15 protein-coding genes are annotated in these 16,984 nt (G+C 70.1%); 10 read left to right on the top strand and 5 right to left on the bottom strand.

All coding sequences use genetic code 11. The features are described from left to right. The first annotated feature begins 64 nt into the window (after positions 1-64). The 6 genes from atpA (at position 65) to ppk2 (ending at position 6,419) form a co-directional block, all read left to right on the top strand. Positions 65-1,618: a F0F1 ATP synthase subunit alpha gene (gene atpA, locus ACEN96_RS00460; protein ID WP_495586092.1), complete on the top strand. Its 1,554-nt coding sequence runs from the start codon at positions 65-67 to the stop codon at positions 1,616-1,618. A gap of 61 nt (positions 1,619-1,679) precedes the next feature. Next, positions 1,680-2,555: a F0F1 ATP synthase subunit gamma gene (atpG, locus tag ACEN96_RS00455; protein WP_343635783.1), complete on the top strand. Its 876-nt coding sequence runs from the start codon at positions 1,680-1,682 to the stop codon at positions 2,553-2,555. A gap of 48 nt (positions 2,556-2,603) precedes the next feature. Further along, on the top strand, positions 2,604-4,016 hold the full coding sequence (gene atpD, locus ACEN96_RS00450) for a F0F1 ATP synthase subunit beta (RefSeq protein WP_495586091.1): 1,413 nt from the start codon (positions 2,604-2,606) through the stop codon (positions 4,014-4,016). Positions 4,017-4,097: 81 nt separating this feature from the next. Beyond that, positions 4,098-4,514 (top strand): F0F1 ATP synthase subunit epsilon, encoded by a 417-nt coding sequence (locus tag ACEN96_RS00445; protein WP_091728389.1) that lies wholly within the window; start codon positions 4,098-4,100, stop codon positions 4,512-4,514. A gap of 132 nt (positions 4,515-4,646) precedes the next feature. Beyond that, the gene (locus ACEN96_RS00440) at positions 4,647-5,492 is read left to right on the top strand and encodes a D-hexose-6-phosphate mutarotase (protein ID WP_495586090.1); all 846 of its coding nucleotides are present in this window, start codon (positions 4,647-4,649) and stop codon (positions 5,490-5,492) included. A 45-nt stretch (positions 5,493-5,537) separates the two neighbouring features. Next, complete coding sequence (gene ppk2 / locus ACEN96_RS00435) at positions 5,538-6,419, top strand: polyphosphate kinase 2 (RefSeq protein ID WP_495586089.1); 882 nt, start codon at positions 5,538-5,540, stop codon at positions 6,417-6,419. A gap of 6 nt (positions 6,420-6,425) precedes the next feature. Here the strand turns inward: ppk2 and ACEN96_RS00430 are convergent, their stop codons facing one another. Genes ACEN96_RS00430 through ACEN96_RS00420 form a run of 3 tightly spaced genes read right to left on the bottom strand, consistent with a single transcriptional unit; the run spans position 6,426 to position 8,678 of the window. Then, positions 6,426-6,974, bottom strand: a complete 549-nt coding sequence (locus ACEN96_RS00430) for a TPM domain-containing protein (protein WP_495586088.1) — start codon at positions 6,972-6,974, stop codon at positions 6,426-6,428. Then, positions 6,974-7,981: a TPM domain-containing protein gene (locus tag ACEN96_RS00425; protein WP_495586087.1), complete on the bottom strand. Its 1,008-nt coding sequence runs from the start codon at positions 7,979-7,981 to the stop codon at positions 6,974-6,976. The genes ACEN96_RS00430 and ACEN96_RS00425 overlap by 1 nt, the downstream gene beginning before the upstream one ends. Before the next feature lie 10 nt (positions 7,982-7,991). Then, positions 7,992-8,678 carry a LemA family protein gene (locus ACEN96_RS00420; RefSeq protein ID WP_495586086.1) on the bottom strand — a complete coding sequence of 229 codons (687 nt, stop codon included), beginning with the start codon at positions 8,676-8,678 and terminating at the stop codon, positions 7,992-7,994. A gap of 84 nt (positions 8,679-8,762) precedes the next feature. Here ACEN96_RS00420 and hemE point away from each other — a divergent pair, with 84 nt between their 5' ends. Both hemE and ACEN96_RS00410 read left to right on the top strand, forming a co-directional pair. Beyond that, the gene (hemE, locus tag ACEN96_RS00415; protein ID WP_495586085.1) at positions 8,763-9,869 is read left to right on the top strand and encodes a uroporphyrinogen decarboxylase; all 1,107 of its coding nucleotides are present in this window, start codon (positions 8,763-8,765) and stop codon (positions 9,867-9,869) included. A 361-nt stretch (positions 9,870-10,230) separates the two neighbouring features. Next, positions 10,231-12,336, top strand: a complete 2,106-nt coding sequence (locus ACEN96_RS00410; protein WP_495586084.1) for a primosomal protein N' — start codon at positions 10,231-10,233, stop codon at positions 12,334-12,336. Between the two features lie 12 nt (positions 12,337-12,348). Here the strand turns inward: ACEN96_RS00410 and ACEN96_RS00405 are convergent, their stop codons facing one another. Beyond that, positions 12,349-13,068 carry a response regulator gene (locus ACEN96_RS00405; protein ID WP_495586083.1) on the bottom strand — a complete coding sequence of 240 codons (720 nt, stop codon included), beginning with the start codon at positions 13,066-13,068 and terminating at the stop codon, positions 12,349-12,351. Positions 13,069-13,084: 16 nt separating this feature from the next. After that, entirely contained in the window at positions 13,085-13,657 is a 573-nt protein-coding gene (locus ACEN96_RS00400) for a response regulator (RefSeq protein ID WP_495586082.1), read from the bottom strand. 232 nt (positions 13,658-13,889) lie between these two features. On the opposite strand from ACEN96_RS00400, the gene ACEN96_RS00395 reads away from it, so the two are divergent. Continuing rightward, complete coding sequence (locus tag ACEN96_RS00395; protein WP_495586081.1) at positions 13,890-14,738, top strand: ABC transporter substrate-binding protein; 849 nt, start codon at positions 13,890-13,892, stop codon at positions 14,736-14,738. A gap of 15 nt (positions 14,739-14,753) precedes the next feature. Then, positions 14,754-16,910, top strand: coding sequence for a sensor histidine kinase (locus tag ACEN96_RS00390; protein WP_495586080.1), 2,157 nt, complete (start codon positions 14,754-14,756; stop codon positions 16,908-16,910). The last annotated feature ends 74 nt before the right edge of the window (positions 16,911-16,984 follow it).

Genomic DNA, 16,984 nt, shown 5'->3' with positions numbered 1-16,984 from the left:
CTGCCAAGATCCCCCCGATTCACCCTGGTGTCCCGCTTCGGCAGGATGCCGTTGGGAGCAAGCAATGCAACTGAATCCTGCTGAAATTTCCGAACTGATCAAGAGCCGCATCGAAGGCCTTGGCGCGTCCACCGACGTGCGCAACCAGGGCACCGTGGTGTCCGTGTCCGACGGCATCGTGCGCGTGCACGGCCTGTCCGACGTGATGCAAGGCGAGATGCTGGAGTTCCCGGCCGCCGCCGACGGCTCGCAGACCTTCGGTCTGGCCCTGAACCTCGAGCGCGACTCCGTCGGCGCCGTGATCCTGGGCGCCTACGAGCACATCGTCGAAGGCGACACCGTCAAGTGCACCGGCCGCATCCTGGAAGTGCCGGTCGGCCCCGAGCTGATCGGCCGCGTCGTGAACGCGCTGGGTCAGCCGATCGACGGCAAGGGCCCGATCAACGCCAAGATGACCGACGTCATCGAGAAGGTCGCCCCGGGCGTGATCGCGCGCCAGTCCGTCGACCAGCCGGTGCAGACCGGCCTGAAGTCGATCGACTCGATGGTGCCCGTCGGCCGTGGCCAGCGCGAGCTGATCATCGGCGACCGCCAGACCGGCAAGACCGCCGTGGCGATCGACGCGATCATCAACCAGAAGGGTCAGAACATGACCTGCGTGTACGTCGCGATCGGCCAGAAAGCCTCGTCGATCAAGAACGTCGTGCGCGCGCTGGAAGCCGCCGGCGCGATGGACTACACCATCGTCGTCGCCGCCTCGTCGTCGGAATCCGCCGCCATGCAGTACGTGTCGGCCTACTCCGGCTGCACGATGGGCGAGTACTTCCGCGACCGCGGCCAGGACGCGCTGATCGTGTACGACGACCTGTCCAAGCAGGCCGTCGCGTACCGCCAGGTCTCGCTGCTGCTGCGCCGCCCGCCGGGCCGCGAAGCCTTCCCCGGCGACGTGTTCTATCTCCACAGCCGCCTGCTGGAGCGCGCCGCCCGCGTCAACGCCGAGTACGTCGAAGCCTTCACCAAGGGTGAAGTCAAGGGCAAGACCGGCTCGCTGACCGCGCTGCCGATCATCGAGACGCAAGCCGGCGACGTGTCCGCCTTCGTCCCGACGAACGTGATCTCGATCACCGACGGCCAGATCTTCCTGGAAACCAACCTGTTCAACGCCGGCATCCGTCCCGCGATCAACGCCGGCATCTCGGTGTCGCGCGTCGGTGGCGCTGCCCAGACCAAGCTGATCAAGTCGCTGTCCGGCGGTATCCGTACCGACCTGGCCCAGTACCGTGAGCTGGCCGCGTTCGCGCAGTTCGCCTCGGACCTGGACGCCGCGACCCGCAAGCAGCTGGACCGCGGTGCCCGCGTGACGGAACTGCTGAAGCAGGCGCAGTACAGCCCGCTGTCGATCAGCCTGATGGGCGCGTCGCTGTACGCGGCCAACAAGGGCTTCATGGACGACATCGAGGTCAAGAAGGTCCTGGCCTTCGAGCACGGCCTGCACCAGTTCCTGAAGACCTCGCACGCTGCCCTGCTGACGAAGCTGGAGAACGACAAGGCGATGGACAAGGATGCGGAAGCTGAACTGAACGCCGCGATCACGTCGTTCAAGAAGTCCTTCGCCTAAAGCAACCATGACCGGGTCTCGCTGACGTACTGGCAAGACCCGGCCCTCACAAGGAGAAATCATGGCAGCAGGCAAGGAAATCCGCGGCAAGATCAAGTCGGTCGAGAACACCAAGAAGATCACCAAGGCCATGGAAATGGTCGCCGCTTCGAAGATGCGCAAGGCGCAGGATCGGATGCGCGCGGCCCGTCCTTACGCGGAGAAGGTCGGCAACATCGCCGCCAATCTGTCCAAGGCCAACCCCGAGTACCGTCATCCGTTCATGGTGTCGCATGCCGACGCCAAGACGGCCGGTTTCGTCGTGGTCACGACCGACAAGGGTCTGTGCGGTGGTCTGAACACCAACCTGCTTCGCGCGACGACCAACAAGCTCAAGGAGCTCGAGGCCGCCGGTCAGAAGTCGGAAGTGGTGGCGATCGGCAACAAGGGTCTCGGTTTCATGAACCGGATCGGCGCCAAGGTCGTCGCGCATGCGACGCAGCTCGGCGACAGCCCCCAGCTCGAGAAGCTGGTCGGCCCGGTCAAGACGCTGCTGGACGCGTATGCGGAAGGCAGGCTGTCGGCGGTCTATCTCTGCTACACGCGCTTCGTCAACACGATGAAGCAGGAGCCGGTGGTGCAGCAGCTGCTGCCGCTGACGGCCGAGTCGCTGGAGACGGACGCCGCGGGTCATGCATGGGACTACCTGTACGAACCCGACGCCCCGACGGTGATCAACGAGCTGCTGGTGCGCTACACCGAGGCCCTGGTCTACCAGGCCGTGGCCGAGAACATGGCGTCCGAGCAATCGGCGCGCATGGTGGCCATGAAGGCCGCGACCGACAACGCCGGCACGCTGATCGGTGAGCTGAAGCTGGTCTACAACAAGACCCGCCAGGCCGCGATCACGAAGGAACTGTCGGAAATCGTCAGCGGCGCCGCCGCCATCAGCGGTTGATCTCGCGATCGATCGCAGGCAACAGATTTGAATTGAAGGAACGAAGAAATGGCTAACACTCAATCGGTGGGCAAGATCGTTCAGTGCATCGGCGCCGTGGTGGACGTGGAGTTCCCGCGCGACCGCATGCCGAAGGTCTTCGACGCCCTGAAGATGGAAGGCTCGGCCCTGACGCTGGAAGTGCAGCAGCAGCTGGGCGACGGCGTGGTCCGCACCATCGCGCTGGGCTCGTCCGACGGCCTGCGCCGCGGCACCGAGGTCTACAACACCGGCGACATGATCAAGGTCCCGGTCGGCCAGGCGACGCTGGGCCGCATCATGGACGTGCTGGGCAACCCGATCGACGAGCGCGGCGAGGTGTCGACCGCCCAGACCGCCCCGATCCACCGCAAGGCCCCGGCCTACGACGAGCTGAGCCCGTCGCAGGAACTGCTGGAAACCGGCATCAAGGTCATCGACCTGATCTGCCCGTTCGCCAAGGGCGGCAAGGTGGGTCTGTTCGGCGGCGCCGGCGTTGGCAAGACCGTCAACATGATGGAGCTGATCAACAACATCGCCAAGGCTCACTCGGGTCTGTCGGTGTTCGCGGGTGTCGGCGAGCGTACCCGCGAGGGCAACGACTTCTATCACGAGATGTCGGACGCCGGCGTCGTGAACCAGGAGGACCTGAGCAAGTCGAAGGTCGCGATGGTCTACGGCCAGATGAACGAGCCCCCGGGCAACCGTCTGCGCGTGGCGCTGACCGGCCTGACGATGGCCGAGTCCTTCCGCGACGAAGGCCGTGACGTGCTGTTCTTCGTGGACAACATCTACCGCTACACGCTGGCCGGCACCGAAGTGTCCGCGCTGCTGGGCCGCATGCCGTCCGCGGTGGGCTACCAGCCGACGCTGGCCGAGGAAATGGGCCGCCTGCAGGAGCGGATCACGTCGACCAAGGTCGGCTCGATCACCTCGATCCAGGCCGTGTACGTCCCCGCGGACGACCTGACCGACCCGTCGCCCGCCACGACCTTCGCCCACTTGGACGCCACCGTCGTGCTGTCGCGTGACATCGCCTCGCTGGGCATCTACCCGGCCGTGGACCCGCTGGACTCGACCTCGCGCCAGATCGACCCGAACGTCATCGGCGAAGAGCACTACACGACGACCCGCTCGGTGCAGTCGGTGCTGCAGCGCTACAAGGAACTGCGCGACATCATCGCGATCCTGGGCATGGACGAGCTGTCGCCGGAAGACAAGCTGGCCGTGGCCCGTGCCCGCAAGATCCAGCGTTTCCTGTCGCAGCCGTTCCACGTCGCGGAAGTGTTCACCGGCGCGCCCGGCAAGTACGTTCCGCTCAAGGAAACGATCCGCGGCTTCAAGATGATCGTCAACGGCGAGTGCGATCACCTGCCCGAGCAAGCGTTCTACATGGTCGGAACGATTGACGAGGCGTTTGAGAAGGCCAAGAAGATCCAGTAAAGCCGGCTTGACGGCGCCCTCCTCGCGAAGGCGCCGTCGATGAGCTGAACGGACTTCTCACTTCTCGATCAAGGAAACGCAATGGCAACCCTCCACGTGAACGTGGTCTCGGCGGAAGAGCAGATCTTCTCGGGCGAGGCGAAATTCGTGGCGCTGCCGGGCGAAGGCGGCGAGCTGGGCATCCTGCCCAAGCACACCCCGCTGATCACCCGCATCAAGCCGGGCGCGGTGCGTATCCAGCGTCCCAATGGCGATGAAGAGTTCGTCTTCGTCGCCGGCGGCCTGCTGGAAGTGCAGCCGGACGTCGTGACCGTGCTGGCCGACACCGCGATCCGCGGCAAGGACCTCGACGAGGCCCGCGCCGAGGCCGCGAAGAAGGCCGCCGAGGAAGCGATGAAGAACGCCAAGAGCGACATCGACTTCGCCAAGGCGCAAAGCGAATTCGCCGCCATGGCCGCGCAGATCGCCGCGCTGCGGAAGTTCCGCGCCAAGCGCTGAGCCCCTGCATGCGGTGCGGCCTCGAGACGTCGAGGCCCGCCACCGCGACGACAATCGACGGCAGGCCGTGCATCCCGCACGCCTGCCGTTTCTCATTGGGCCGCCGCTCCGCCGGCGGCCCCGCCCCTTCGCATGAGCACACCGATCTCCATCACCCGCCATCAGGGCCTCGAGGCCATTGAACTCCACGCCCCGGACGGCGCCCGGGCGACGCTGCTGCTGCATGGCGCGCACCTCGTGTCCTGGATCCCGGCCGGCGGCGACGAGCAGCTCTATCTGTCTCCGAAGAGCGCTTTCGCGACCGGTCAGGCGATCCGCGGCGGCGTGCCGGTGATCTTTCCGCAGTTCGCGACGCGCGGCCCGCTGCAACGCCACGGCTTCGCGCGCGGCAAGCCCTGGCAGCTGGTGAGCGCCGAGACCGGCAAGGACGATGCGCTCGCCGTGCTGCGCCTGACCGACGATGGCGCGACCCGCATGGTCTGGCCGCATGCCTTCGAGGCCGAGATCAGCCTGCGCATCGCCGGCCGCGTGCTGCAGATCGAGCTCGCCTGCGAGAACAAGGGCGATGCGCCGCTGTCCTTCACCGCGGCGCTGCACACCTACCTGCGGCTGACGCAGATCATGTCGGCCTCGCTGCAAGGCCTGTCGGGCCTGGCGTACTGGGACTCGGCCGCCGAGCGCGCCGGCACCCAGCATGAGGACCTGCTGCGCCTGGACGGCGAGATGGACCGCATCTACCAGGATGCGAAGCACGGCCTGACCCTGCGCGACGCTGACCGCCGCGTCGCGATCCGTCAGCAGGGCTTCACCGATGCGGTGGTCTGGAACCCGGGCGAGGAGAAGGGCGACGCGCTGGCCGACATGCCCGAAGGGGGTTGGAAGCAGATGCTGTGCGTCGAGGCCGCGCAGGTGCTGCGCCCTGTCGAGCTGGCCCCGGGCGAGTCCTGGGCCGGCATGCAGACGCTGGAGCTGCTCTGATCCCACCGAGGTAAGCTGGCCCGTCCTTCATCGAACGGAGCCAGCATGGGCGACAAGAAGTCCGGGAACGGCGGCAAGAACGGAAAGCACGACGCCAAGGCCAACGGCAAGGCGGACGGCAAGGCGGACGGCAAGGGCAATGGCGTCGGCAAGCTGTCCAAGTCCGACTACCTCGAGCACCTGCAGCCGATGCAGGTCGAGCTCAACAACCTGGCGCGCTGGCTGCAGCACAGCCGCAAGCGGCTGCTGGTGATCGTCGAGGGCCGGGACACCGCCGGCAAGGGCGGCGTCATCAATGCGATCTCCGAGTCGCTGAATCCGCGCCAGTGCCGCACCGTCGCGCTGGGCAAGCCCAGCGAGCGCGAGCAGGGCGAGTGGTACTTCCAGCGCTACATGACCCATCTGCCGGCCGCTGGCGAGCTCGTGCTCTTCGATCGCAGCTGGTACAACCGCGCCGGCGTCGAGGCCGTGATGGGCTTCTGCACGCCGCGGCAGACCGACGAGTTCCTGCACCAGGCGCCGATCCTGGAGCGGCTGCTGGTCGAGGACGGCCTGCTGCTTTTCAAGTACTGGCTCACCGTCGACCAGAAGCATCAGGAAGAGCGCTTCGCCGAACGCGCGCAGGACCCGCTCAAGCAGTGGAAGCTGTCGCCGATCGACCTCGAGGCGCGCCAGCATTACGAGGACTACGGCCGCGCGCGTGATCGCATGCTCGAGCACACGCACACCAAGCACGCGCCCTGGACGCTGGTCGACTTCAACGATCAGCGCCGCGGCCGGCTCACGCTGATCCGCCACCTGCTCGACCATGTGCCGGATGTGTCGGTGCCGGAGAAGCCGCTCAAGTTCCCGCCGCTCAAGAGCGGACCGAAGCAGGAGCGCTTCGACTGGAAGCTCAAGCCGATCAAGCCGGCTGGCCTGGACTGAGCGCGCTCAGAGCACGACGACGGCGTCGGGCAACTCGTTGCGCGGCGGCGTGCCGGGCTCGGGGGGAAAGTGCTCGGCGAGCAGGGCCTCGACCGCGCGGATCGCGTCGATGAGGCCCGGCTCGAACTGTCCGTTTCGCAAGGACAGCCGCAGTCCCTCGACGATGGGCTGCCACTGCGCCGCGCTCACGCGCCGGCTCAGGCCGCGGTCCGCGACGATCTCGATCGCGCGCTCCGCGAGCAGCAGATAGATCAGCACGCCGTTGTTGTGCTCGGTGTCCCAGACGCGCAGCTTGCCGAACAGCGCCAGCGCGCGTTGCCGCGCCGCCAGCCCGCGCCACAGGTAGCTGATGGGCAGGCTCGCCTCGACGCACAGGCGGATCTCGCCCGCATGGCGGAGCTCGCTCTCGGTGACCCGCGCGGACAGCCGCGCGAGCGCCTCCGGCGGCAGCACGCGCCGCGCGTCGGCCTCATCCCAGAGGCGATGGCGGAGGAAACGTCCGAGCCGGCTCGTATCGCCGGCATGCCGGATCTCGTGATCGGTGCTCTGCGTCATCACCAGTCTCCCGAGGCGCCACCGCCGCCAAAGTCGCCACCGCCGCCGGACGAGAACCCGCCGCCATCGCTGCCGCCGCTCCAGCTGCTGCCGCCATCGCCGCCACCGCCGCCCCAGATGATCGGCGGCGAGATGCCGCCGGTCCCGTGCGCGCTGCGCCGGTAGCCGCTGTAGCCCGAGCCCGCGCCGCGGCGCCGGGCCGCGCCGATGCCCAGCAGCCCGACGAGGATCATCGATCCGATCGCCGCGCCGGCGCCCAGCAGCAGGCTGCCGCTGAGGCCCCAGCCGACGGCACCCGCGCCGGCGCCGGTGAACAGGCTGCCGACCTTGCGGCCGAAGATGGACGTGAGGAAGACCCCCGCGAGGGGCACGCCGAGGAAGGCGATCATCGCGATCTCGCCGAGGTCGATGTTGGGGCCGGAGGAGGAGGGGGCGGACGACATGCCACCGGTCGGTCTCGGCGCGGGCGCTGGCAGATGCTCACCGCGGATGCGTGCCTGCAGCGAATCGATCGCGCGGTTCAGGCCGCCGGCGTAGTCGCCGGCCTTGAAGGCGGGCGCGATGTCGCGCTCGATGATCTGGCGCGCGGCGAGGTCGGGCACCGCGCCCTCGAGCGCCTTGGCCGTCTGGATGTTGACGCGGCGGTCGCCCTTCGCCACGACGATCAGCAGCCCGTCGCCGACATCGCGCCGGCCGATCTTCCATTGATCGCCGATGCGCTGCGCGTAGGCGGCGATGTCCTCGGGCGCGGTCGTGGGCACCATCAGGATGACGATCTGCGGGCCGGCCTCGCGCTCGAAGGCGGCGAGCTTCGCGTCGATCGCCTGCCGCTGCGCCTCGCTCAGCGTGCCGGTCCGGTCGACGACGCGCCCGCTCAGCGCGGGCACCGGCAGCAGGTCCTGCGCGCGCGCCCGAGGCAGCAGGCCCAGGCTCATCAAGACGCCCAGCAGCGCCAGCGCGGCGACGCGCCAGAGCCCGCCGCCGCGCACCGTCCAGGCCGCCCGCATGCGCGGCGCCTCAGTTCGACGCCGGCGAGGCCGCCGGGGCCGGCGCGGGCGTCGTCGCCGCGCGCGCGGCCGGCTTGTCGAAGTTCACCGTCGGCGGCGCGGAGATTGCCGCCTCGTTCTGCACGGTGAAGTTGGGCTTGACCTCGTAGCCGAAGACCTTGGCCGTCAGGTTGGTCGGGAAGCGGCGCGTCAGCACGTTGTACTCCTGCACCGCCTTGATGTAGCGGTTGCGCGCGACGGTGATGCGGTTCTCGGTGCCCTCGAGCTGCACGCGCAGGTCGCGGAAGCCCTGGTTGGCCTGCAGCTGCGGATAACGCTCGCTGACGACCATCAGCCGGCTCAGCGCGCTCGACAGCTCGCCTTGCGCGGCCTGGAACTTCTGCAGCGCGGCCGGGTCGCGGGCCAGCTCGGGCGTGACCTGGATGCTGGTGGCCTTGGCGCGCGCCTCGACGACCTTGGTCAGCGTGTCCTGCTCGAAGCTCGCCTCGCCCTTGACCGTGTTGACGATGTTGGGGATGAGGTCGCTGCGGCGCTGGTACTGGCTCAGCACCTCGGACCAGCTGGCGTTGACCTGCTCGTCCAGGCTCTGGAATTCGTTGTAGCCGCAGCCGGTGAGCGCCAGCGGCGCGCCGGCGATCAACGCGGCGGCCGCGGTGGCGCGGACGGTGGCGAGCAGACGGGACGGGGACGGTGTCATCGGAAGATCCTCCTGTGCGGCGGCATATCGAGGGCCGCCCCTCGGAATTCAAGAGCAGCGAGCCCCGAGGATAATCGCCCTCCCATGAGCGCCCCCCTCCAGAACGACGTCTTCCTCCGCGCCTGTCTGCGGCAACCCACCGAATACACCCCCGTCTGGCTGATGCGCCAGGCTGGCCGCTACCTGCCGGAATACCGGGACACCCGCGCGAAGGCCGGCAGCTTCATGGGCCTGGCCACCAGCACCGACTACGCCACCGAGGTCACGCTGCAGCCGCTGGAGCGCTATCCGCTCGACGCGGCGATCCTGTTCAGCGACATCCTGACCGTGCCCGACGCGATGGGCCTGGGCCTGTCGTTCGCGCAGGGCGAGGGCCCCAGGTTCGCGAAGGTGGTCCGTGACGAGGCCGCCGTCGCCGCGCTGGCCGTACCCGAGCTCGACAAGCTGCGCTACGTCTTCGACGCGGTGAGCTCCATCCGCCGCGCGCTGAACGGCCGCGTGCCGCTGATCGGCTTCTCGGGCAGCCCCTGGACGCTGGCCTGCTACATGGTCGAGGGCGGCGGCTCCGACGACTACCGCCACGTCAAGAGCCTGATGTACGCGCGTCCGGACCTGATGCACCGCATCCTCGAGATCAACGCCGACGCCGTCGCCGCCTACCTGAACGCGCAGATCGAGGCCGGCGCGCAGGCGGTGATGCTGTTCGACTCCTGGGGCGGCGTGCTGGCCGACGGGCAGTTCCAGCAGTTCAGCCTGGCGTACTCGCGCCGCGTGCTCGCGCAGGTCAAGGGCGAGCACGGCGGCCACCGCATTCCCAAGCTGCTGTTCACCAAGGGTGGCGGCCTGTGGCTGGACGAGATCGCGGCGGCCGGCGCCGACGTGGTCGGGCTGGACTGGACGGTGAACCTGGGCCGCGCCCGCGCGCAGGTGCAGGACCGCGTCGCGCTGCAGGGCAACCTCGATCCGAACGTGCTGTTCGCGCCGCCGGCCGCGGTGCGCGAGCAGGCGCGCGCGGTGCTCGACAGCTTCGGCGCGCCGCAGCGCGCCGATGGCGGCTGGGGCGGTCACGTCTTCAACCTGGGCCACGGCATCAGCCAGTTCACCCCGCCGGACAGCGTGGCCGAACTCGTCGACGAGGTGCATCGGCACTCGCGCGCGCTGCGCGCCGCCGGCCTGTCGAAACCGGCCTGAGCCGGGCCCGGAAGGGATTCCGGCGGCATGGCCGCCGCCTCAGTTATCCCCAAAATCGTGCATGTCACCAAAACGCAGCACATGCGCCGGCCCGCTGCTAGGGCTTTCCCCGATGGGCGCCTAAGTCGTTGATTTCAAAGGGGATCGAGAATTCCCCCCGAATTTGACGCCGGCGCCCGCTCCGGGCGGCAATCCGGCCCGGGCCGAGAAACCCGGTCCGTTTCCCACAAAGTTATCCACAGGCTTTCGACCCCGCTGTGAACACCGTTGGAAATCAGGCACTTGGCGCGCTTTCCTCATGGCCGATGGAGGCCGTGAAACGCTTGGCGGGCGGAGGCGCGGGGTGGGGCGGGGCGCCGAGATGAACGATGCGTCCTCGCCGCGGCGCGTCCGCGTGGCCGTCGAGGCACCGCAGCACAGCGGGCTGACCGGCCCGCTGGACTACCTCGGGCCGCAAGACTTGACCCCGGGCACGCTGGTGCACGTCACGCTGGGCCGGCGCGACGTGATGGGGCTGGTCTGGGACGACCTGCCCGAGGGCCAGGACTTGCCCGGCGAGGACCGCCTGCCGGAATCCGAACTGCGTCCGGTCGGCGAGGCGCTCGATGCGCTGCCGCCGCTGTCGGACCGCTGGCGCCGGCTCGTGGACTTCGCGGCTGGCTACTACCAGCGCAGCGTCGGCGAACTGGCGCTGGCGGTGCTGCCGCCGCAACTGCGCGAACTCGACGGCAAGCAGCTGCAAGGCCGCTTGAAGAAGCTCGACAAGGCCGACGCCGAAACGGCGAAGGCCGCGGCCGAGGCGTCGCCGGCCACGGCGGAGCGGCCGGCGCTGACCGCGCAGCAGCAGGCGGCGCTGGACGCCATCCTCGCCCTGGCCGGACGCGAGACGCCACCGCCGGCCCTGCTGTGGGGCCTGACGGGCAGCGGCAAGACCGAGATCTACCTGCGCGCCGCCGAGGCCGCGCTCGAACGCGGCCAGCAGGTGCTGGTGCTGGTGCCCGAGATCAACCTGACGCCGCAGCTCGAGGCGCGTTTCGCCGAGCGCTTCGCCGGCCGCGCGATCGTGTCGCTGCACAGCGCGCTGACGCCGGCCCAGCGCCTGCGCCACTGGCTCTCGGCGCACCTGGGCCGCGCGCAGCTGGTGCTGGGCACGCGGCTCGCGGTGTTCGCGTCGATGCCGCGGCTGGGCCTGATCGTCGTCGACGAGGAGCACGACCCCTCCTACAAGCAGCAGGACGGCGCGCGCTACTCGGCGCGCGACCTCGCGGTCTATCGCGGCCACCTCGAAAGAATCCCCGTCGTGCTCGGCTCGGCGACGCCGTCCCTGGAGAGCTGGCAGCACGCGCTCGGTGGCCGCTACCAGCGCATCGACCTGACCGAGCGCATCGGCGGCGGGGCGCTGCCCCAGGTGCGGCTCTTCGACATGAACCGGCTCGAGCGCAAGAAGGGCGTGACCACGGCGCTGTCGGTGCCGCTGCTGGACGCGCTGCGCAAACGGCTCGATCGCGGCGAGCAAAGCCTGGTCTTCCTGAACCGCCGCGGCTACGCGCCGGTGCTGCACTGCGACCAGTGCAACTGGAAGAGCGACTGCCCGCATTGCAGCGCGCATCAGGTCTTCCACAAGGAGGACCGCACGCTGCGCTGCCACCACTGCGGCGTGTCGACGCGCGTGCCGCGCGCCTGCCCGTCCTGCGGCAACCCGGACATCGCGCCGCTGGGCCGCGGCACCGAGCGGCTCGAGGAGCAACTCGCGCAGGCGCTGCCCGGCGCGCGCGTCGCGCGCATCGACGCGGACACGACGCGGCTCAAGGGCAGCCTGGAATCGCAGCTCGCGGCGGTGCACGAGGGCGAGGTGGACATCCTCGTCGGCACGCAGATGGTGGCCAAGGGGCATGATTTCCGGCGCATCACGCTGGTCGCCGCGGTGAACCCGGATGGCGCGCTGTTCAGCAGCGACTTCCGCGCGCCGGAGCGGCTGTTCTCGCTGCTGATGCAGGCGGGCGGCCGCGCCGGACGCGATGCGGCGCAGGCCGCCGCGAGCGAGATGTGGGTCCAGACCTGGTATCCCGAGCACGCGCTGTACCAGTCGCTGCGCAAGCACGATTACGAGGCCTTCGCGGCCAGCCAGCTGCATGAGCGCACCTCGGCCAACCTGCCGCCCTTCGCGCATCTGGCGCTGGTGCGCGCGGAGGGCCGCACGGCCGAGGCCGCGCGCGACTTCCTGACCGCGGCGCAGGAGGCGGCGCGCGCGCTGCCGCTGTCGCTCGGGCTGCTGCTGTACCCGCCGGTGCCCATGGCGGTGGCGCGCGTGGCCGATGTCGAGCGCTTCCAGATGCTCATCGAGGCGGGCAGCCGGGCCCAGCTGCAGCGCTTCCTGCGCGCCTGGCTGCCGGAGCTGCACGCGCTCAAGCGGCGTCAGAAGGGCCTGACGCGCTGGGCGGTCGACGTGGATCCGCTGGCGATCTGACGCCGCGGCGGCTCAGAGCAGGCGCGCGAGCGCGTCCTCGAGCACCGGCCAGGCCGCGCGCACGGCCGCCAGCGCGTCTTCCGAGCCGGTGGCGGCCTCCTGCGCATCCTGCTCCAGCTGGCGCGCGACGCCGGCGGCCTCGGCATGCCCGAGGGTCAGCAGCACGCTCTTGAGGCTGTGCGCGAGGTGCCGCAGCTTGACGTGATCGCCGCGCTCGCAGGCGCCGCGGCCGGCGGCGATGTCCAGCGGGAACTGCATCCGGCAGCGCGCCAGGAAGGCCTGGTACAGCGCCGCGTTGCCGCCGAAGTACTGCTCGATGGCGGCCTGATGGATCGAGGGCGACGTGGCGGGCGCCGGCGCGTCGCGCAGGCCGTCCAGGCAGGACTGCAGGTCCGCCAGCGAGCAGGGCTTAGACAGGAAGCGCGTGACGCCCAGCGCCTCGAGCTGCTCGCGCACCGCCGGATTGAGCCCGGCGCTGAACACGGCCAGCCGCGCGTTGCCGCGCAGTTCGGGCCGTTGCTGGAGCGTCTGCAGCAGATCCAGCCCGTGCCGGCCCGGCAGCATCAGGTCGCTGATGACCAGGTCGAAGCTCTGGGTCGCGAGCGCCAGCAGCGCCTCGTCGACGCAGATGCAGGCCTGCAGGCGCACCTCGTCGTCCTCCAGGGCCATGGCGACGAAACGTTGCAGGGTCGGATCGTCCTCCACCAGGAGGACCCGGACGCGGGCCGCCATGCTCAACCGCCCGCGATCAGCCGGCGAATTGCGGCTGCCGGGCGCGGATGCGCTGCACGGCGTCGGCCAGCAGCGGGGGCAGGTCGGTGACCAGCCGCGGCTTGTGCACCAGCGGCAGGCCCGCGAGCGCGAAGGCGTAGGGCGCGCGCTGCTGCTCGTCGAGCGCGGTGACGAAGATCAGCTCGCTGCTCGCGAACTGCGGCTGCGAGCGCAGGCTGGTCACCAGCGCCGCGCCGTCGATGCCGGGCAGCAGGATGTCCACCAGCAGGATCTCGGGCTGCAGCTGCCCGTACAGCACCAGGCCGCCGATGCCGTCGTTGGCGGTGTGCAGGTCCAGGTCGGGGAACTCCTGCTGCGCGAGCAGCATCACCAGGTTCTGGTAGTGGACCGAGTCTTCGATCAGCAGCGCCTTGAGCCGCTGCGGCGTGCCGTCGCCGGGCGACAGCTCGGCGGGCTTGGTCGGCGCCAGACCCCGGCCGGTGAGCCAGGCGTCGAGCGAGCTGCGCAGGATGCGGCGGTGGCCGCCCGGCGTGCGCCAGGCCTGCAGTTCGCCGCGGTCGACCATCAGCTGGACCGATCGGACTGCCATGCCGAGGCGCTGCGCGACTTCGCGCGTGCTGAAATCCTCTTGCATGTCGTCAGGGGTCCGGGCAATAGCAGTCATAAGTCGATTTTGCCGAATTTCCTAATTCTTTAGGTGGGCAATATCCCCACTTATAAGCGATAAAACTGATATCCGGTGTGACTTCGGTGGGGCTCGGGGCTTCCCTGGCCATTTGGCGGGGGGAACTCTGGTGCAATCCAGGGTCCGAGGAGATGCGATGACGAAGCGAATGACCGGACGCGCCGCCCGGGCCGCGGCCGCCGCATGGATGGCGGCCCTGCCCGTGCTGGCCACGCCTGCCTGGAGCGCGCCGGCGGTGCCGCCCGCGCCGGCGGCGTCGGCCAGTCCGGCGCTGCAGCGCGTCCTGGGCAGCGGCGTGCTGCGGGTCTGCATCTGGCCGGACTACTACGGCATCACCTACCGCCATCCGCGCGACGAGACGCTGAGCGGCCTGGACATCGACCTGTCCAGTGAACTGGCCAAGGACCTGGGCGTGCGGCTGCGCTACGTCGAGTCCTCGTTCCAGCGCCTGATCGGCGACCTCGTGGCGGAGCGCTGCGACGTGGCGATGTTCGCCGTCGCCGTGGTGCCGCAGCGCCGCGAGACGCTGTCCTTCACGCAGCCCTACCTGCAGAGCGACATCTACGCGATCGCCAGCCGCGCCAGCCGTGTCGTCAAGCGCTGGGAGGACATCGACCAGCCCGGCGTGGTGGTGGCGGTGCAGGCGGGGACCTCGATGGAGCCGGTGATGCGCGAGGCGCTCAAGCGCGCGCGGCTGCGCGTGGTGGAGCCGCCGGCCACGCGCGAGCGGGAGCTGGAATCCGGCCGCGCCGATGTCTTCATGACCGACTACCCCTACAGCCGCCGGCTGCTGGACAACGCGGACTGGGCGCAGTTGATCGCGCCGCCGCGGCCCTTCCACATCCTGCCCTACGCCTACGCGATCAAGCGCGGCGACGACGCGTGGCTGGCGCGGCTGGACGACTTCGTCGCGCGGATCAAGCGCGACGGGCGGCTGCGCGCCGCCGCCGAGCGCCACGGCCTGGGCGCGATCGTGGTGCCCTGAGGCGGAGACGCGGCGATGCTCGGTCCGGCCGTCCGATCCCTCCAGCGCCTGCGCCGCGCCGCGCTGTGGGCAGGCGTGACCGTGGCCGCCGGCACGGTGGCGGGCCTGATCGGACCGGCCTGGGTCGGCCGCCAGGAGGCGATCGACGAAGCCCGCGCCCGCGGCGAGCTGCTGGCGCAGGTGCTGGAGAACGATGCGAGCCGCACGATCGAGACGGCCTCGCTGTCGCTGCACGCGATCGGCGACGGCTTGACGCGCTCGATCGGCAACGAGGACGAGGTGAAGCACCTGGGCGAGCACTTCAGCCACGTGCTGGTGGGGCTGCCCTTCATCCGCAGCGTCTCGCTGCTGGACACGCGCGGGCGGGTGCTGATCAGCACCAACGGGGACGAGGTCGGGCTGGAGGTCTCGCTCGACGACTTCGGCCGCCTGCCGGGACCGGACCGCGACATGCTGATGCCGCTGCGGCCGGGGCGCGGACTGGTGGACCTGACGAAGGGCCGCGGCGCGCGGGGCTCGCCGGTGGGCATGCTGCCGCTGCTGCTGCAGCTGCCCATGGGCCCGGACGCGCCGGCCGCCGAGCCCAGGACCACGCGCGACAGCGACCCGCGCTGGCTGCTGGCGCTGATCAATCCCGACGCGCTGACCCAGGTCCAGCAGCGCGCGCTGCCCTCGGGGCACAGCGCGGCCTGGCTGGCGTCGACCGATGGGCAGCTGCTCGCCGCGATGGAGTCGCTCAATCAACTGCCCGGGCAGCGGCTCGATGGCCATCCGGTCTTCGACGCGCTGCGCCGCGGGCGCGAGCACGGCGCCTACATCGGCGCGGGCGCCTTGCCGGGCGAGGTCATCGTCGCGTACCGGGCGGCGCCGCGCCGGCCGCTGATCGTCGGCGTCGAGCAGCCGGTCGAGGAGGTCCTCGCGCGCTGGCACGCCGGCCTGCGCTGGCTGCTGCTGATCGGCGCGCTGGCGCTGGCGTTGATCGCGCTGGCGACCGCGACCGTGCGGCGCAGCCTGCAGGCGCGCGCGGAGGCGATGGAGGCGCTGGAAGGCGCCCATGAGCAGCTCGCCGACCGCGAGCGCGACATGCGCGTGCTGCTCAAGAGCGTGCAGGAGGTGATCTTCCGGACCAATCCGGCCGGGACGTTGACCTTCGTGAACGCGCGCTGGACCACGCTGCATCGCGGCCGCCCCGACGAGGCGGTGGGCCGGCGGCTCGCCGATCTGGCCGAGCCGGCCGACCGCGAGGCCGTCGCCAGCCTGTTCGATGGCGAGGACGGCGTGCGCAGCGTCGAGGCCACGATCCGCAACGGCGAGGGCGCCCCGCGCCGCTACCAGATCGCGACCGTGCCGCTGCGCCGCGACGGCGAGCTGCTCGGCTACGCGGGCAGCGCCGTGGACATCACCGAACGCGCCGCCGCCGAGCGCCTGACGCGCCAGGCGCGCGACGCGGCGGAGGAGGCCTCGCGCACCAAGACCGAATTCCTCGCCAACATCAGCCATGAGCTGCGCACGCCGCTGCAGTCCATCCTCGGCTTCTCCGAGATCGGCATGATGCGCAGCGGCGCGCAGGAGCGGCTGCACGCGATGTTCGCGGACATCCATGGCTCGGGGCAGCGCATGCTGGCGCTGGTCAACGACCTGCTGGACGCCGCCAAGCTCGAGAGCACCGTCGGCGCGCTGGAGCTGCGCGACCAGGATCTGCGCGAGCCGGTCGGCGCGGTGCTGCGCGAACTCGCGCCGCTGATCGCCAAGCGGCAGCTGATGGTCAGTGCCGAGCTGCCCGCGTCGATGCCGGCGCGCCTGGACTCGCTGCGCATCCAGCAGGCGGTGCGCAACGTGCTGGCCAACGCGATCAAGTTCGCGCCGGCCGGCGGCACCATCGAACTGCTCGGCGACCGCTCGCTCGACGGCTCGCTCCACCTGTGCGTGGCGGACCGCGGGCCCGGCATCCCGGTCGACGAGCTGGAGCGCATCTTCGATCCCTTCGTCCAGTCGACTGCGACCAAGGACGGCTCCGGCGGCACCGGCCTGGGGCTGCCGATCAGCCGGCGGATCGTCGAAATGCATGGCGGCCGTCTCTACGCCACCAACCGCGCCGGCGGCGGCGCCGAATTCCACCTGATCCTCCCCGCCGGCGACGCGCCCGGCGGTCACGCCCAAGCCGCGGATTAGGGGCGCCGTCCGACACCATCGTCACGCGCGCTGTGCCATGCTTGGCGCATCGTCGAGCCGGGCTGCCCGGCACC

The sequence above is a fragment of the Roseateles sp. Mitsp63 genome (assembly GCF_059491535.1).
Note: the sequence above shows the minus strand (reverse complement) of the source record. Positions and strands in the feature narration are given on the sequence as shown.

Bases quoted from the DNA above. Each gene is read 5' to 3' on its own strand.
- ACEN96_RS00390 (WP_495586080.1), top strand. From the start codon at position 14,754: ATGCTCGGTCCGGCCGTCCGATCCCTCCAGCGCCTGCGCCGCGCCGCG.
- ACEN96_RS00405 (WP_495586083.1), bottom strand. From the start codon at position 13,068: ATGGCGGCCCGCGTCCGGGTCCTCCTGGTGGAGGACGATCCGACCCTG.
- ACEN96_RS00425 (WP_495586087.1), bottom strand. From the start codon at position 7,981: ATGCGGGCGGCCTGGACGGTGCGCGGCGGCGGGCTCTGGCGCGTCGCC.
- hemE (WP_495586085.1), top strand. From the start codon at position 8,763: ATGAGCGCCCCCCTCCAGAACGACGTCTTCCTCCGCGCCTGTCTGCGG.
- atpA (WP_495586092.1), top strand. From the start codon at position 65: ATGCAACTGAATCCTGCTGAAATTTCCGAACTGATCAAGAGCCGCATC.
- ACEN96_RS00410 (WP_495586084.1), top strand. From the start codon at position 10,231: ATGAACGATGCGTCCTCGCCGCGGCGCGTCCGCGTGGCCGTCGAGGCA.
- ACEN96_RS00395 (WP_495586081.1), top strand. From the start codon at position 13,890: ATGACGAAGCGAATGACCGGACGCGCCGCCCGGGCCGCGGCCGCCGCA.
- ACEN96_RS00440 (WP_495586090.1), top strand. From the start codon at position 4,647: ATGAGCACACCGATCTCCATCACCCGCCATCAGGGCCTCGAGGCCATT.
- ACEN96_RS00430 (WP_495586088.1), bottom strand. From the start codon at position 6,974: ATGACGCAGAGCACCGATCACGAGATCCGGCATGCCGGCGATACGAGC.
- ACEN96_RS00400 (WP_495586082.1), bottom strand. From the start codon at position 13,657: ATGGCAGTCCGATCGGTCCAGCTGATGGTCGACCGCGGCGAACTGCAG.
- ACEN96_RS00445 (WP_091728389.1), top strand. From the start codon at position 4,098: ATGGCAACCCTCCACGTGAACGTGGTCTCGGCGGAAGAGCAGATCTTC.
- ACEN96_RS00420 (WP_495586086.1), bottom strand. From the start codon at position 8,678: ATGACACCGTCCCCGTCCCGTCTGCTCGCCACCGTCCGCGCCACCGCG.
- atpG (WP_343635783.1), top strand. From the start codon at position 1,680: ATGGCAGCAGGCAAGGAAATCCGCGGCAAGATCAAGTCGGTCGAGAAC.
- ppk2 (WP_495586089.1), top strand. From the start codon at position 5,538: ATGGGCGACAAGAAGTCCGGGAACGGCGGCAAGAACGGAAAGCACGAC.
- atpD (WP_495586091.1), top strand. From the start codon at position 2,604: ATGGCTAACACTCAATCGGTGGGCAAGATCGTTCAGTGCATCGGCGCC.